The organism is Ktedonobacter robiniae, assembly GCF_016587375.1.
Classification (GTDB): Bacteria; Chloroflexota; Ktedonobacteria; order Ktedonobacterales; family Ktedonobacteraceae; genus Ktedonobacter; species Ktedonobacter robiniae.
Genome location: NZ_BNJG01000004.1, coordinates 273,349 through 287,379, shown reverse-complemented (window position 1 = coordinate 287,379; position 14,031 = coordinate 273,349). Strand labels below are relative to the sequence as shown.

Annotated in this window: 12 protein-coding genes; 4 read left to right on the top strand and 8 right to left on the bottom strand. The window is 54.4% G+C overall.

From position 1 onward, the window contains the following. Positions 1-84: 84 nt before the first annotated feature. The gene (locus tag JMJ04_RS42000; RefSeq protein WP_201376367.1) at positions 85-2,262 is read left to right on the top strand and encodes a VWA domain-containing protein; all 2,178 of its coding nucleotides are present in this window, start codon (positions 85-87) and stop codon (positions 2,260-2,262) included. Between the two features lie 81 nt (positions 2,263-2,343). On the opposite strand, the gene JMJ04_RS41995 is transcribed toward JMJ04_RS42000, so the two are convergent. Both JMJ04_RS41995 and JMJ04_RS41990 read right to left on the bottom strand, forming a co-directional pair. Further along, positions 2,344-3,249, bottom strand: a complete 906-nt coding sequence (locus JMJ04_RS41995) for a TIGR01777 family oxidoreductase (protein WP_201376366.1) — start codon at positions 3,247-3,249, stop codon at positions 2,344-2,346. After that, positions 3,240-4,241, bottom strand: coding sequence for a YndJ family transporter (locus tag JMJ04_RS41990; RefSeq protein ID WP_201376365.1), 1,002 nt, complete (start codon positions 4,239-4,241; stop codon positions 3,240-3,242). The genes JMJ04_RS41995 and JMJ04_RS41990 overlap by 10 nt, the downstream gene beginning before the upstream one ends. Before the next feature lie 185 nt (positions 4,242-4,426). On the opposite strand from JMJ04_RS41990, the gene JMJ04_RS41985 reads away from it, so the two are divergent. Continuing rightward, the gene (locus JMJ04_RS41985; RefSeq protein WP_201376364.1) at positions 4,427-5,164 is read left to right on the top strand and encodes a TetR/AcrR family transcriptional regulator; all 738 of its coding nucleotides are present in this window, start codon (positions 4,427-4,429) and stop codon (positions 5,162-5,164) included. A 25-nt stretch (positions 5,165-5,189) separates the two neighbouring features. Beyond that, a complete protein-coding gene (gene rsmG / locus JMJ04_RS41980) occupies positions 5,190-5,894 on the top strand; it encodes a 16S rRNA (guanine(527)-N(7))-methyltransferase RsmG (protein WP_201376363.1) in 705 nt (234 codons plus the stop codon). 60 nt (positions 5,895-5,954) lie between these two features. Here rsmG and JMJ04_RS41975 read toward each other — a convergent pair whose 3' ends face one another. From JMJ04_RS41975 to JMJ04_RS41960, 4 genes are all read right to left on the bottom strand, one after another. After that, complete coding sequence (locus JMJ04_RS41975; RefSeq protein WP_201376362.1) at positions 5,955-7,325, bottom strand: MFS transporter; 1,371 nt, start codon at positions 7,323-7,325, stop codon at positions 5,955-5,957. A gap of 156 nt (positions 7,326-7,481) precedes the next feature. Next, the gene (locus JMJ04_RS41970) at positions 7,482-8,780 is read right to left on the bottom strand and encodes an adenylosuccinate synthase (protein ID WP_201376361.1); all 1,299 of its coding nucleotides are present in this window, start codon (positions 8,778-8,780) and stop codon (positions 7,482-7,484) included. A 109-nt stretch (positions 8,781-8,889) separates the two neighbouring features. After that, positions 8,890-10,428, bottom strand: coding sequence for a spermidine synthase (locus tag JMJ04_RS41965; protein ID WP_201376360.1), 1,539 nt, complete (start codon positions 10,426-10,428; stop codon positions 8,890-8,892). Positions 10,429-10,524: 96 nt separating this feature from the next. Continuing rightward, entirely contained in the window at positions 10,525-11,811 is a 1,287-nt protein-coding gene (locus JMJ04_RS41960; protein WP_201376359.1) for a zinc ribbon domain-containing protein, read from the bottom strand. 277 nt (positions 11,812-12,088) lie between these two features. On the opposite strand from JMJ04_RS41960, the gene JMJ04_RS41955 reads away from it, so the two are divergent. After that, positions 12,089-12,436, top strand: coding sequence for a DUF7007 domain-containing protein (locus tag JMJ04_RS41955; RefSeq protein WP_201376358.1), 348 nt, complete (start codon positions 12,089-12,091; stop codon positions 12,434-12,436). Here JMJ04_RS41955 and JMJ04_RS41950 read toward each other — a convergent pair. Further along, positions 12,409-13,674, bottom strand: coding sequence for a PD-(D/E)XK nuclease family protein (locus JMJ04_RS41950; protein ID WP_201376357.1), 1,266 nt, complete (start codon positions 13,672-13,674; stop codon positions 12,409-12,411). The genes JMJ04_RS41955 and JMJ04_RS41950 overlap by 28 nt on opposite strands. A 152-nt stretch (positions 13,675-13,826) precedes the next feature. After that, positions 13,827-14,030, bottom strand: a complete 204-nt coding sequence (locus tag JMJ04_RS41945) for a hypothetical protein (RefSeq protein ID WP_201376356.1) — start codon at positions 14,028-14,030, stop codon at positions 13,827-13,829. Between the last annotated feature and the right edge of the window lies 1 nt (position 14,031).

The window sequence follows — 14,031 nt, the reverse complement described above, 5'->3', positions numbered from 1 at the left end:
CAACGTCGCTCACGCGACTAGCGCTTCCCCCATTCGGGGACAAGCGCGCTCAGGTTTCCGGAGAGGCACTAAAGGATACGCGCTATGTTTCAACGCTTTATAAAGAATCGCTACGGCTATACCCGCTGGGATGGCTCGCAGCGTATCGATGGCCTTGATGCCGACGATATCCTCAAAGCGCTCTCCGATGACTACATGGAGAACGGCAACCTGCAACAGGCGCTTCGGCGCTTGATGCAAGATGGCGTGCGCAACGAGGATGGGCGGCAGGCCATGGGGCTGCGTGAGATCATGGAGCGCTTGCGCCAGAATCGTAGCGAGCAGCTCAATCGCTACAATATGGCCTCCGGCGTGATGGATGACTTGCGCGAAAAACTGGAAGCGATCAAGCAACTGGAGCGTGAAGGCATTCAGCGTCGCCTGGATGCACAAAATGGCGAGCCGCAACCTGGACAACAGGGTCAGCCGCAGCCTGGAGGCGAGAACCAGCAACCCTCTGGGCAGCAGCCATCCGCTCGCTCCGGCTCTGAATCTCCTTCAGCGGAGAGTCAGCAGGGGCAGGAGGGTACTTCGGGCCAGGAGGGAGCCGGTGGCGACCAACTCTCGCCTGAGCAGATGCGCAAGATGCTGGAGATGATCGCCAAGCGTAAGCAAGAGTACCTGGAGGGCCTGCCCCAGGATATTCCTGGGCAGATCAAGCAGCTCTCCGAGTATGACTTCATGGATGACCAGGCTCGCGAACAGTTCCAGGAGTTACTGGCAAGCTTGCAGCAGCAGATGATGCAGCAATACTTCCAGGGTATGCAGCAGTCGTTGCAGAACATGACCCAGGAAGATGTGGCGAATCTGCGTGAGATGATTCGCGATCTCAACAAGATGCTGCAAGAGCGCCAGCAGGGACTTGAACCCGACTTCGATTCCTTCATGCAGAAGCACGGACACTACTTCCCTGGAGTCAACTCGCTGGATGATCTCATCGAGCAGATGCAAATGCAGCAGGCGGCGATGCAGGGTATTATGGATAACCTCTCGCCCGAGCAGCGCCAGGAACTGCAACAACTCATGGATCAACTCATGGGTGATGACCGTATCCGCGTCGATATGCTCGAACTGGCGCAAAACCTGGAGGCGGTCGCTCCTATGGAGCAGGTCAGGACGCGTTTCCCTTTTAGAGGCAATGAAACCCTGCCTCTGAACGAGGCCATGCGTATGATGGGCCGACTACAGCAGATGGAGGGCCTGCAGGACCAGTTACAGGAGGCGCGGCGCCTTGATGAACTGGGAGCCATTGACAGCGACAAGGTCAAAGAACTGCTTGGCGATGACGAGTACCAATCGATAGAGCAGCTCAAGGAACTGATGAAGACCCTTGAGGAGGCGGGCTATATCGAGAAGAAAGGCAACCGCTGGGAGCTGACCGCGCGCGGTATCCGCAAGATTGGTCAGAAGGCCTTGCAGGACATCTTTAATAAGCTCAAGCGTGATGGCTTTGGCCGTCATGTCAGCCCCTTCCGCGGGGTTGGTGGCGAGCGAACTGACGAGAGCAAGACCTACCAGTTTGGCGACCCCTTCCTGCTCGACCTGCAAAAGACGCTGATGAACTCCATCAATCGCAAGGGCGCGGGAACGCCGCTCGCGCTTCAGCAGGACGACTTTGAGGTCTATCGTACGGAGTTTATGACTCAGTCTTCAACGGTGTTGATGATCGATATGAGCCTGAGCATGGTCTATAACGGTTGTCAGCAGGCGGCGAAGAAGGTTTCGGTGGCGCTGGAGAGCCTTATTCGCTCGCAGTTTCCACGCGATAACCTCTATATTGTAGGCTTCTCGTTTGTCGCACGCGAATACAAGTCCAACGAATTGATGGAGTTGAGTCGCTACGACAATGATCGTGGCACGAATATGGCGCATGGACTGATGCTGGCTCGCCAGTTGCTTGCCAGGCATCGGGGCGTCAACAAGCAGATCATCATGATTACCGATGGCGGCCCGACCGTCTGGTATGAGGAACGCTATGGTGGCTGGCAGTTCGCCTTCCCTAGCCCCTACGCGGAGCAGCAGACCCTGCTGGAGGTCCAGCGCTGCACGCGCGACGGTATTACCATCAACACCTTCATGCTCTATGACGATGATTGGATGGTGGCCTTCGTCAACCAGATGGCTGAGATCAACCGCGGTCGTACCTTCTATGCCGACAAAGATAATCTCGGTGAGTATCTGCTGGTAGATTACCTCAACAGCAAGAAGAAATTCGTCTCGTAGCGCGAATCTTAGCAAGAGAAGATGGGTTGGGCTGAGGCCAGAAACCTCAGCCCAACCCATCTTCTGTTTCCTTGAGGTGCCTCACAGCAGGTCGTGGAGCGCTTGCTTTAGCTGAGGATACGCGAACTGGAATTGCGCCTCTGTCAGACGTTGGGGGAGAAGGTGTTGGCTGTCCAATACCACTGTTGATAGCTCCCCTAACAGGATTCGCAGGGCAAAAGCTGGCAGAGGAAGCACGGAGGGTCGCTTCAAAACATGCTGTACCTCGCGAAGCAACTCTCGATTTGTCACTGCTTCCGGCGCGCATAGATTGAAGGGGCCAGAGAGTGACTGTTGTTCAAGGAGGAACTGGATGGCTCTGGCAACGTCCACTTTGTGAATCCAGGGCAGCCATTGCCGTCCATCGCCCAACCGTCTCCCGAGCAGTTGCGCAAAGTGCAAAAGCGGAGGAAAGGCACCCGCGTGTGTATCAAGCACGAGGCCTGTGCGCGCAATACAGCGCCTGGTCTGAGCAAGGGCCGTGGAGGCTTCCCACTCCTGGCAGACCTGCGCGCGGAAACCTTGACCAGGAAGGCAAGCTTCTGTGAGCAGGTCCTGCCCGCGATCTCCGTAATATCCTGATGCTGAGGCTTGTACCAACACTTTCGGCGGTCCATAGCGTTCCATTGCCTGTATGATAGCCTCTCCAGCGCGCAAACGACTCTCCAGGATATGTGCGCGATACGACCGCGTCCAGTGCCAATGCGCCGGAGTCGCGCCCGCCAGGTTGACGATAGCGCTCTCGCTGGTGATCAAATTCCCCCATCCCTGAGCAGATCTCGCATCCCAGCCAATGATTTTGATGTTTGTTAATCCCTGTTGGGAGAACATCTGAGTCGTTTGTATGGGGCGGCGGCTCAGGACGATGATCTCATATCCCTGCGTGGCCAGGAGTTGCACAAGCGAGCGCCCAATAAGGCCGCTGCCGCCAGTAATGATTACGCGCATTCCTCACCTCTCTTGCTGTCCTGTCTCGCTCTAAGTCTCCAGCCAAGCAAGCCACAGAAGCCAAAGACCAGGGCGTTCTCCAGTCCATGGATCAGAATCATTTGGGAGATGGTGATGGTCCGGGCTCCGGTCGCAACTCCCAGTGCATAGGCGGCGGCAAACAACATGGTGAAGAACACCGCCGTATATGAAAATAGGAAGAGTACTTGTGCCAAAAGGGAGGTGGTCGTAGGTACAATGAAACGCAGCCCTAGCAGCGCGATCAGGATCAGGCTCAGGGCTAAAAGGTCGGCAGGAGCAGTATCCAGGAAGTGCAGTTTTGTAACCTGGGCAAGAGTCAGCCCTATAGCCACCAGGATTGGATTGATAAGGACACCAAGAGCCGCAACTCGATAGGTCATACGAGAAAGCGTATATGCTGTCGTTTGTATAATCTGACCTGTAAGGCCCGTGATGATCAGAGCCGCCATGGCAATAAAGTGAAAGTGAACAGCCGTGAGCAAGTCGGTATGCACGCCGAAACCCAGCGGCTGAAGTCCCAAACGCGCCAACACCATCCATGTGCTGCCAATTGGCAGATAGAGGAGTGCCGCTGCCAGGCAGATATCAGGGAGCGTTCTTCTTGCCTGGAAAAGCCGGACCAGACCCAGCAGCGTGAGAAGGCCAGTAAACAGTAGCCATATGGCGGCGAATGCGGCGGCGAGTGGACCGGTAGCTAGCAGAAAGGAAACCCCACCCATAAGCGCGGCAAAGGGCTGTAAGAACAGAATCAGGGAAGAGAGCTGATAAAATTGGCGGGATTGTCTAGGGAGCGACACGAGTGGAACCGTCAACGGCGTAATGACGAAGAGAGCCAGCAAAAGCAAAAGCTCCAGTTCGTTGAGGATAATCCAACGAAACCAGGCGCCCAGCACGAGCAGTACCCAGATGCTCCCTCCAAGCACAATACTGATGATGTTCCACCTGACCAGATCAAACGTCTTAAGCGACATAATCGAACCCTTCTACGCTGAATGATGGAAGAGAATGCCTCTCAGGCTACCCAGCTTTCTTTGCAAAAGCGTGTATTCTAAAAATGAACAATGTTCACTTGTGCTAAGTGTAGCAAATGCGATATGCTACTGTCAAGGGTGCTGCGGACATGGTTCGCCTGTATCCTTGTTTGCAGGAGGGAATCATGGAATCTTCTGAGACAGGTAAGTTGACCCAGAAAGCAGCTTTAACGCGGCAGCGTATTGTTGATGCCGCGTTACACCTGTTTGCTACCAAAGGTTACGATCAGACGACCATGCGAGATATCGCGGCGGCGGCAAACTGCTCACTAGGGCTGGCATACCGGTACTTTGCTAGCAAAGAGGAGCTGGTCCTGGAGCTGTATCAGTGGCTGGCGACCCAATTGGAAGAGCAGGTGCGTTTGCTGCCTGCCGCGTCTATCGCGGACCGTTTTCGCCACCTGATGCGCGAGTTACTGGTAGTAATGGCCCCACATCGCTTGACCCTGGTGGCGCTATCTGGGGCTGCATTGAATCCGCTCTCACGCGCAGGTGTCTTTGGCGTAGAGGGGACGGAGGTTCGCCGCCGGGCGAGAGCGAGCTATCTTATCCTGGTCTCTGAGGCGAGAGATGCCCCGCGCACTTCACAGGTGGATGACCTGGCCACTCTGCTCTACGGGTTGCAGCTGGCCCTGGTACTGTTCTGGTTACAGGATCTGAGCAAGGGAACCCAGCGAACACAAGAGCTCTTGAAGTTTGTCCATGAGTTGCTGGGGCGTCTCCGTCCGTTCTTACGGCTACCCTGGGCGGCTCAACTTGTTGCCCGGTTTGTTCAAATTGTGGGGCCATTACTTGGACGGGAAGAGGATCTTGCATTGTCGCAGGGGGACCAGTATACTTTCCCAGGTGAATATGGCGAATAATCAAACAGGAATAGAAGTCTGAATCATGACAAATGTTTTTCAAGAAGGCTTGCAGAGGTTGGGGTTGAGTGGAGAGCTGGAGGCGGCGTTTTTGCGCTACCGCCAGGAGTTACTGGAGTGGAATACACGCTTCAATCTAACGGCCATCAAGGATCCGGAAGAGGTAATGACCAAACACTTCCTGGACTCGCTCTCGCTGTTAGCGATCTACTCCCAGGATGAGACCACGCTGCTTGATATTGGCACCGGACCGGGCTTTCCCGGTTTGCCGCTGAAGATGGCGCGCCCACACTGGCGTGTGACCCTGGTCGAGGCCACCAATAAGAAGGTCACCTTTCTGCGCCATATGGTTGATGTGTTGGAGCTGGAGCATGTCGAGGTCATTCATGGACGTGCCGAGGAGCTTGGGCAGAAGCCCGCCTATCGCTCGGCGTTCGACCTGGTGACGGCGCGTGCAGTCGCGGCGCTTCCAGCCTTGCTAGAGTATTGCGCGCCCTATTGTCGGGTGGGGGGAGCCATTATTTTACCAAAGAAAGGTGAGCTACAGGATGAGATGGTGCAGGGGAAGCGCGCTGCGGCCCAGGTAGGAGCTGTCCTGGAGGCAGATACGGTGGTAGATCTCCCTGGCATCAATGATGGGCGTCGTTTGCTCACCTGGCGCCAGCAGAAGCGCTGTCCCGAACAATATCCACGCAGTGGTGCCGCTATGGCTAAGCGCCCACTGGGTTAGGTCGAGACACTGTGCTTTTCAGTTGTAATATTGCAGGGTGTGATGATGGCATCATTTTAATTACCTTGAGAGGGCGGGCGCATCTCCACTGGGTAGAATCTCGATCTCGCTCATGGTCGGAACTTTGCTCGGTGGGATAGTAATTGTGCTAGTAGCGAGCACCGCGTCGCTTGGTAAGGTAACACGCTTGAAGGTTTGCCACATTGTGAAGTCATAGCCAATCTCCAGGCAACTGGCCAGGAGGATGGGCAGGCCCAGCGCGAGGAGCGGACCAACCATGAGCGCGCTCGCGGCGAGAGGACTGAGCGCCACGGCTGTACTCCGGGCCACGGTCGCAAAGCTGGCGGTGGATGTGCGCTCCTCGGGCGTTACCAGGGCGGCGGTAAATGCCTGGCGGGCTGGCACATCGATTTTTGAGAGCGACTGGCGTAGGAGCAGGCAGAGCGCGGCCAGGAAGTAGGTCGGCATACAGGCGACCAGAAGCAGAAAGACATTCGAAATGAAATGGGGCACGAGCATGGTCTTCAGCAGGCCGTGGCGTTTCGTCAGGTAGGGAGCGAAGATAAGTGAGAGGGCCGCGAACATGTTGACGCCAAAGAAGAGCATTCCAAGTGAGCCAAGCGAGGCACCGAAATGCTGGCGAAACCACAGTGAGAGCATGGTCTGCACTGCAAGTCCACCGGCGAAAGAATCGAAGGCAAACAGGGTCAGGAGCAGGATTACGACTTTGCGTATACGTGGCTTATAGAGGAGCTGGGGATGTTCGCCTTGCTTATCCAATTTCTGCGTATATTTCTGCTCAAGCGCTAGCTCGGCTTTGGGCGAGAGACGCAGGAAGAGCAGGGCTGTACAGCCAGCCAACAGCCCATAGAGCGCGAACAGGCCATGTGTACTCATGTGTTCGCTAATGCCCAGAGGCGAGAGGACGCTGCTGATACCCACAAGCAGTCCTCCCAGCGCACCGGCTAGCTGGGCCGTCAGGTTATAGTAGGTATACAGGGAGGTATAGCGTTTTGTAGAGGCCGACTGGGCCAGAATCGCTTGTTCAACGCCACTGAAGGGCGTATTATCATTGGTTGAAGGCGAGATAGTGCCACAGAAGGCGGCAATTAGTAGGAGAGGGTAATACTGGGTTGTGGCAAATACCATACCGGTGAGCATCATCAGCAAGGCTGAGAGAATGAGCAGCCGCTTGCGACCAAGGCGATCGGCATAGAACCCCATCACGCAACTAAAGGTGATTGAGCCAAGGGCCGCGACAGTGAGCAAGATGCCAACATTCAGCGGTGAAAGACCAGCATCCGTCAGGGACACACCCAACAGGACACTGGTAAAGCCGTAGCCAAAGGTGCGCAACGCGCGTGCCCAGATGACCAGGCGCGTATCTGTAATGGGTAACAGGAGGAATAGGCGATTTCTCGTTTTTTGCATATAAAATACCTTCTCGTGATCTTATATGCATTTTAGTTGGATCAAGAAGTATTATATTTCTATCATTGTGGGGGAGCCATTATTTTGCCAAGTGATTGGGTGTTGGGCCTTGCTCCCTATGCGCCAGGAGTTGTGAGAGGGAGCAGGGCCAGATTGTTAGCGGGACGTGGATTCAAGCACATCTTGTAGCTGAATGGTTCGTCCGCGCTGTGGGCTAACCGAGACCATACTGACTGGCGTCTCCAGGAGTTCTTCCAGGCGCTTGAGATAGGCTTTGGCTTCGGCGGGCAGCTCTTCATAGGTATTGATATTGGTGGTGCTGGTCTGCCAGCCAGGGATCTCTTCGTAGATGGGTTCGCAGGCGGCCAGGTCGTTGAGTGTCGCAGGAGGGGTATGGATAATTTGCCCGCGTAAGTTATAGGCGGTGCAGATTTTGATGATGGGGAACGTATCCAGGACATCGAGCTTGGTAATAATGGCTGAGTCCAGGCTGTTGAGTTGCGCAACGTAGCGCCCGGCAACGGAGTCGAACCAGCCACAGCGCCGGGCGCGCCCTGAGCGTGTGCCATACTCATGGCCGCGTTCGCGCAGAATCTGGCCGATATCGTCAAAGAGACCGGTTGGCAGCGGCCCGCTACCAATACGCGTGGTATAGGCTTTGTAGATCCCGATGATGCGATCAATAGAGCGAGGTGGTAGCCCGGCGCCAACGGTGGCGTTTGCTGCCATGGTGGAGGAGAAGGAGACGAAGGGGTAGGTGCCAAAGTCGACATCAAGGAGTGCGCCTTGCGCGCCCTCCAGTAGAATAATCTTCTGCGCTTCCAGCGCTTCCCGGAGCATCTGTTGCGTGTCGGCTATGTGGGCATAGAGGCGCTGGCCATAGGCAAAATATTCTCCGTGAATTTCTTCCAGTGAGAGGGGAGGCTGACCGTAGATCTGAGTGATCATGCGGTTCTTCTGCTGAAGAATAGTCGCAAGCTTGGCGCGGAAGGCGTCGACATCCAGCAGATCGGCCATGCGGATACCATTGCGAGCATGTTTGTCGACGTAGGCGGGTCCCATGCCACGATAGGTGTTGTCAACAACCTCGCTGCCGCGAGCCTCTTCCTCCAGGCGATCAAGCACAAAATGATAGGGCATAACCAGGTGGGCGCGCTCGCTAATGTAGAGGCGAGAAATATCTATGCCCTGGCTTTGTAGGGTCTCCATTTCCTGGATTAAGGCCTTGGGATCGACGACCACGCCATTGCCAATGATACAGGTCGCGTTGGGGTAGAGAATGCCGGAAGGCACAATCTGGAAGGAAAACTCGCCTTTCTCATGAACCACGCGGTGACCTGCATTGGTTCCTCCCTGGTAACGCACGACAAAATCGGCCTTCATCGAAAGTTCATCAATGATCTTGCCTTTGCCTTCGTCTCCCCATTGTGCTCCAATAATTGCAACTGCCACCATAGTGATGTTTCCTCTTTGCTTTCTTTGAGTCTCTCGCAAACAAAAACTGGTATGCGCAACGCTTGCCCGTGTTACCTTACATTACGCCTCCAGTGACTGTCAATAGCCATCAGGGTTGTCCCTGAATATAGCTGAGCAAGAGTTGGTCAGTAAGCTCTTCAATCGGGGCGCGGTCGTCGGTGAAGACGACTCCATTGCCTGGCTGCCCTTTTTGGACGACGGGCAGGACTTCATTGGCGACCTGTCCTAGCGTGGTAGATGGATCGACTTGAGAGAGCTGTGCTCGAAACGTCTCCATTGAGGTGGGTTGCATCGTTGCCATGACGACCGTGTTGAATGTATTTGGTACATTGAACACATACACGCTTGGGTATACCGTGCTCATAGTTGCTACAATAGATTGTACCAGACGATAGTCGGTCTGTGTATGCCCTGTGTTTAATGTGACGACTCCCTGGGGAGAGAGATGGCTGCGCACCTGGCTGAAGAACTCTTTGGTGGTAAGCTGAAAGGGAATATAGGGCTGCTGGAAGGCGTCGATGACGACTTCATCATAGGTCTCGTGCGTGGTGGCAATATAGGGCCGCCCATCTTGCACATGCACATGCAGATTGGGTTCATTCATGTCGAAATATTTACGTCCCACGTCTACGATCGCGGGGTCAATCTCAACGCCATCAATGGGGACCGGGCCATACACCTGAGTAAACTGGTGCGCGATGGTCCCGCCAGCCAGGCCAACAATGCCTACGCGATGCAATTTATCAGGCGTAAAACCCTTATTGAAGTAGGGGGCAGCGAGAAAATAGTCCCAGTACCATCCGGTCAGAACGTGCGTCTTATCGGGATAATAGACCGAGTGAATGGCCTGTCCTTCGTTGAGAATGAGCTGGCGTGTGCCATCTGGCTGCTGAACAACCTGGATATAGTTGTACAGTGACTCCTGGTGGTAGATCAGGTTAGGAATTTGCTTCAAGGGTCCCAACTGCATCAGCAGCGTCCCGATCAGGGTGGCTTGTATGATTACCGCCAGGGGGCGCCAGAGGGGACGGGGCTGCATCTGCCAGAGGCCCCAGAGCGAGGCGGCAAAGAGCAGTGCGGCAAAGATCAGGAAGGTGCGGCGCACACCAAAGGTAGGAATAAGCCAGAGCACAGGCAAGAAGGAACCCAGGATGCTGCCGCAGGTCGAGATGGCATAGAGGGAGCCACTGATGCGCCCGCTACGTTTGACATCACTGGTGACCAGGCGGATAGCAAGCGGTGAGACGAGGCCCAGCAGGGTCACAGGAATGGCAAAGAGCAAGACGGTTCCCAGGAGCGAGCCGAGGAAGGCGCTGACGGAGATATGCTCAATAGCGTCAACCGACCATGAGAGCACGCTCTGGCTGATAAAGGGAATCAAGGCCGTGGCGACCGCGGCGCTGCCGGTAATCAGGCAGAGTACGCGCTCAGAGGGATAGCGGTCAGCCACGCGCCCACCCAGGAAATACCCGGTGGTGAGATAGATCAAGATCAGCCCGATCAGGACCGCCCAGATATAGAGCGAACTGCCAAAATATGCTCCCAGGAGACGCGATGCGCACATCTCCAGCCCCAGGCTGGTCATGCCGCTGATAAAGACCAGGATGATAAAAAAGGACCTTTTCAAACTGCTGCTACCTTTTCCTTCTATGCTGCTTACTTCTTCTCCGAAAACCCTGAGCGTTTATCCCCGAATGGGGTTGAGTTTCGGAATAAGATCTTACTATGCCGCAGGTGGATTGGCGAACTGAAATGTACTGAGCATAGGAGCGAAGGCCTGGCCATTAAGGGCATCAAACAGGTCGTCCTGTGCTTGCTGTTCAATAATATAATTTTTGCCATTGTGATTGGTAGAGTAGACAACCACGCGTTCGCGCGCGGCTGGATTCTGATCTGATTGATAATAGGCTATCGCCTGGACCCAGGTCTCGCCGCCAATGGTGGTCGCGCTAATGCTCGACGGTGGCGTATACCCCGCCTTGGCACCAAAATTGGTCTGGAGATCGGCGCCAGCCATGTCACTGGCCGAAGACGTTGTAGCCTGAGCCGACTTATAAGACGTGAACTGATCTGGCGCCCCTGGATTGGTGAACTGTATGCCTGCTGCATTGGCGGCGGGAGTGACAGACCAGCCCGCGGGGTACTGGGTCGCGAAGCTAAAGGCTTTACACTGCGCATCGCACCAGGCAAAGCCCGGGTTGGGCGGCGGTGTGACCGTTACCGCAGGCGTGGGACTGGGCATCGGGCTGGGTGTAGGGGACGGTTTGGGCGTCGGGGTGGGCGCCTTTGTCGCCGTCGCTGTTACCTGTGCGCTTGGACCTGTGTGCGTGCCCTGGTTGGCAAAAACGGCTATAAGCCCAACAATACAGACAAGTACCAGTCCCGCGCAGGCCAGGGCGATAAACAGTGGTGTATTGCTGTTACCCGTGCGTGGGGGCAGCGCTGGCGTTGGATTGAACTGCGTCTGATTCCCATAGGAACCGCCACTACGCTGCTCTGAATAGCCTCCGGGACTGCTCGCCCTCCCTAAATAGGTAGAGTTTTGCTGGCGAAACTGAGATGGGTGAGAGCCTGGATAGGGCTGAGTAGGGTTTGGGGCTGCTGGCTGCCCACTTAAGAACATTGGTGTGTGGGGAACGGGCTGTTGGTACTCCTGCCCCGGAAGCGCTGACATGGCTTCCGTGGCATCGCGATAGAAGCCCGTCTGCTGCTGTTGTCCTGGAGATGGTAGCGCTCCGGTTCCAGGGGGATATGGAATGCCGGATTCAGAGGCTGAATTCGGTGTTGATGGTAGTGGTGTGGGCCGTAGACCGGACTGCGAGAGTAATCCCGAACGCAACGGTTGGGAGGGGTTTGATTCAAATGGCAGTTGTGTGTGGTAGGTATCATAGTTTGCATTTGAGGGATTGGAATTTGTCAATCTTGTCGCGCTGGACCTCACTGCTGCCCCGCACTGTCCACAATAGACCTCCTCCTGGCTTACCTCATTGCCACACCTGGAACATCTCATGATGATATCCTCGCTCCTGGAATTCTCTGAATTTGGACCGGGTATTCTTGGCGCTCATTATAGCGTATTTGCTTTCATCTGTACAATGGCATTGCTGCTAGCAACAAAACTGTGCTGGATATGCTAGACTATAGAGCAGTTCCCCCGTTCTTTGTGTAAGACGCTTTTTGTGGTCTTATTTCTGTTTGCTATCTAAATACAGCTTACTTGCAAGGTTTATGATGAAGGACGCGAAGACTGTATGATGTTATTTATTTGTTGATGAGGGAAAGATGCAATGCACACCCCATGGGGAAAAGCCCAGACAAAACAGCAGCTTGATGAGGGCGTATACTGGGTTACAACGGCGATACATGGTGGTCTCCTGATAGAGAAGGAGCGTGCCCAAGCGTTGCTCAGTACCAGGGCATGTCGTATTGGGATGCCCTGGAATGACTTTCTCGCTTTCGAGCAAGAGCATGCCATGATGGTGGTGTTTTATGAGCAGCCCCAGCTCTATCCCTGGATTGAAGAAGAGCTCAGCGTAAAGCTGGCTGAAGACGCCTTACGCCTGCGTTATCCAGACTATTTTGTAGGCGAGAAGGCCATAAAGAAGCTCTATCTGAATGAAGACGCCTCCCACTGAATGGTATTTTTGAAGGCGGCGAACGAGGCCCGGGCATGCGTGTAGCATTCTTCCGAGGTGAGCATGGCGTTCCCAACCTGTATGCGAAGGTTGGGGACCGCCAACGGGCTTGTTTTGGCGCAGTCATGATCTGGCGCTTGCACAGCATAGCCGCTTTTAAGTGCCCAGTCGAGATAGAAAATGCAATTGGTCATGGCTTGCAACGCGCTTTGAAAGTTGGTTGGACAGAGACGGTACTGGCAACTATCATTGAGATTATAAATGATGAGATCTAGTTCCTGATACAAGGACATTCGAATGTCCTCAAGCATGCCTTTCTCGGTCTTGATATAGTCAAGCACATTCCAGCGGGTCTGGAATGCGAGCCAGTAGACCATCAATTGCATAGCGTGAAACTCGTTAGGCTGCTCTTTGGCTGCATATTTCTCGTCTCGCTCCTGCTTCTCAGCCAGACCCGCAAAGAGGCCAGGTAGTGGCTCGTCTTTTCGCTTACGCACCCCCAGTCCCTTCTTAAACTCAATGATGGCGGGTCTCTGGCTTACAGATCCGCCCTGTTCCAGGCGTTGCATGCGTACCTGGTCGAACTCGCCGACCAACCCTACATGGCCTCCCCAATCTGTATGGCCCTCGAAGGTATGCCTGGTTGAGAGCAGTTTTAGCTGGAAGCGTTCCGATGTTGCCAGAACGGTGGCGCCAGTGATCGCGAGTTCGCGTTGATAGAGTAAAAGGGGATGGATGATAAGTGTATAGAAGCGCCCTTCATGCGCGCAAAGCTCTGCATAAAACATGGCCAGGCGGAGCTTGCCCGCTGCCTGTAGCGCGCTGAGCGCCTCGGTATGGAGAAAATCAACGAGTTCGGAGGGGTGGGTGAGGAGGGAGGCCTGTTGCTCTTCGGAGAGTGTGCCTTTGGGTTCATGGAGCAGGTTGATGAGTGTATGGAGAAGGGTACCAACCAGGCGGGGATCAGGTTCGCCACCTGAAAAAAGGCCTTGCTGGCGGACCATGGTAAACTGCCTAGGCTCTTTAGGCCGCCGTTTACGCCGTTGTTCGAGGGAGCAGCAAGGACACTCCAGGTAAGAGGCCAGGGTTGAGTAGCTGACGGGATTGAGAACGAAGGGATTGCGGATATGTTGGATCTTAAACAAATCCGCATAATTGAGACTTACATATTGTGGAATAGGCTGCGTTGCAGCCTGAGAAGCCGTGAGAATGCTTAGTGTATTGGTAGTGTGCTTCATGCCTCGCCCAGTAGAATCTAGAGGGACGATACCTACACTACAATATATTTCTCATATATATTGTATACATTTATTTATTCAGTTTGTCAACCATCTCAAATAGATAGTGCAAGAAAAAAATATGAGATTCTAATACATGAAATCGCGAAATTCTAGAGAAATTGTGCTGTAAAGGCTTTTGAGCGTCCGAGCTCTCTGCTTTTGTTGTGGGCCCATCGTTTTTTTGAGGTAATGATGTCCTTGACAACGATATAGCCAGGATCGCCAGGAGCTTCTTTGCTAAGCAGTTCGTTACCATGACTGGCTACCTCAGTGATAGAAGGGACCTGTTCCAGGCCTACTAATCGAGTCTCCATA

Coding starts and splice junctions, on each gene's coding strand:
- JMJ04_RS42000 (WP_201376367.1), top strand. CDS start 85: ATGTTTCAACGCTTTATAAAGAATCGCTACGGCTATACCCGCTGGGAT.
- JMJ04_RS41995 (WP_201376366.1), bottom strand. CDS start 3,249: ATGCGCGTAATCATTACTGGCGGCAGCGGCCTTATTGGGCGCTCGCTT.
- JMJ04_RS41990 (WP_201376365.1), bottom strand. CDS start 4,241: ATGTCGCTTAAGACGTTTGATCTGGTCAGGTGGAACATCATCAGTATT.
- JMJ04_RS41985 (WP_201376364.1), top strand. CDS start 4,427: ATGGAATCTTCTGAGACAGGTAAGTTGACCCAGAAAGCAGCTTTAACG.
- rsmG (WP_201376363.1), top strand. CDS start 5,190: ATGACAAATGTTTTTCAAGAAGGCTTGCAGAGGTTGGGGTTGAGTGGA.
- JMJ04_RS41975 (WP_201376362.1), bottom strand. CDS start 7,325: ATGCAAAAAACGAGAAATCGCCTATTCCTCCTGTTACCCATTACAGAT.
- JMJ04_RS41970 (WP_201376361.1), bottom strand. CDS start 8,780: ATGGTGGCAGTTGCAATTATTGGAGCACAATGGGGAGACGAAGGCAAA.
- JMJ04_RS41960 (WP_201376359.1), bottom strand. CDS start 11,811: ATGAGATGTTCCAGGTGTGGCAATGAGGTAAGCCAGGAGGAGGTCTAT.
- JMJ04_RS41955 (WP_201376358.1), top strand. CDS start 12,089: ATGCACACCCCATGGGGAAAAGCCCAGACAAAACAGCAGCTTGATGAG.
- JMJ04_RS41950 (WP_201376357.1), bottom strand. CDS start 13,674: ATGAAGCACACTACCAATACACTAAGCATTCTCACGGCTTCTCAGGCT.
- JMJ04_RS41945 (WP_201376356.1), bottom strand. CDS start 14,030: ATGGAGACTCGATTAGTAGGCCTGGAACAGGTCCCTTCTATCACTGAG.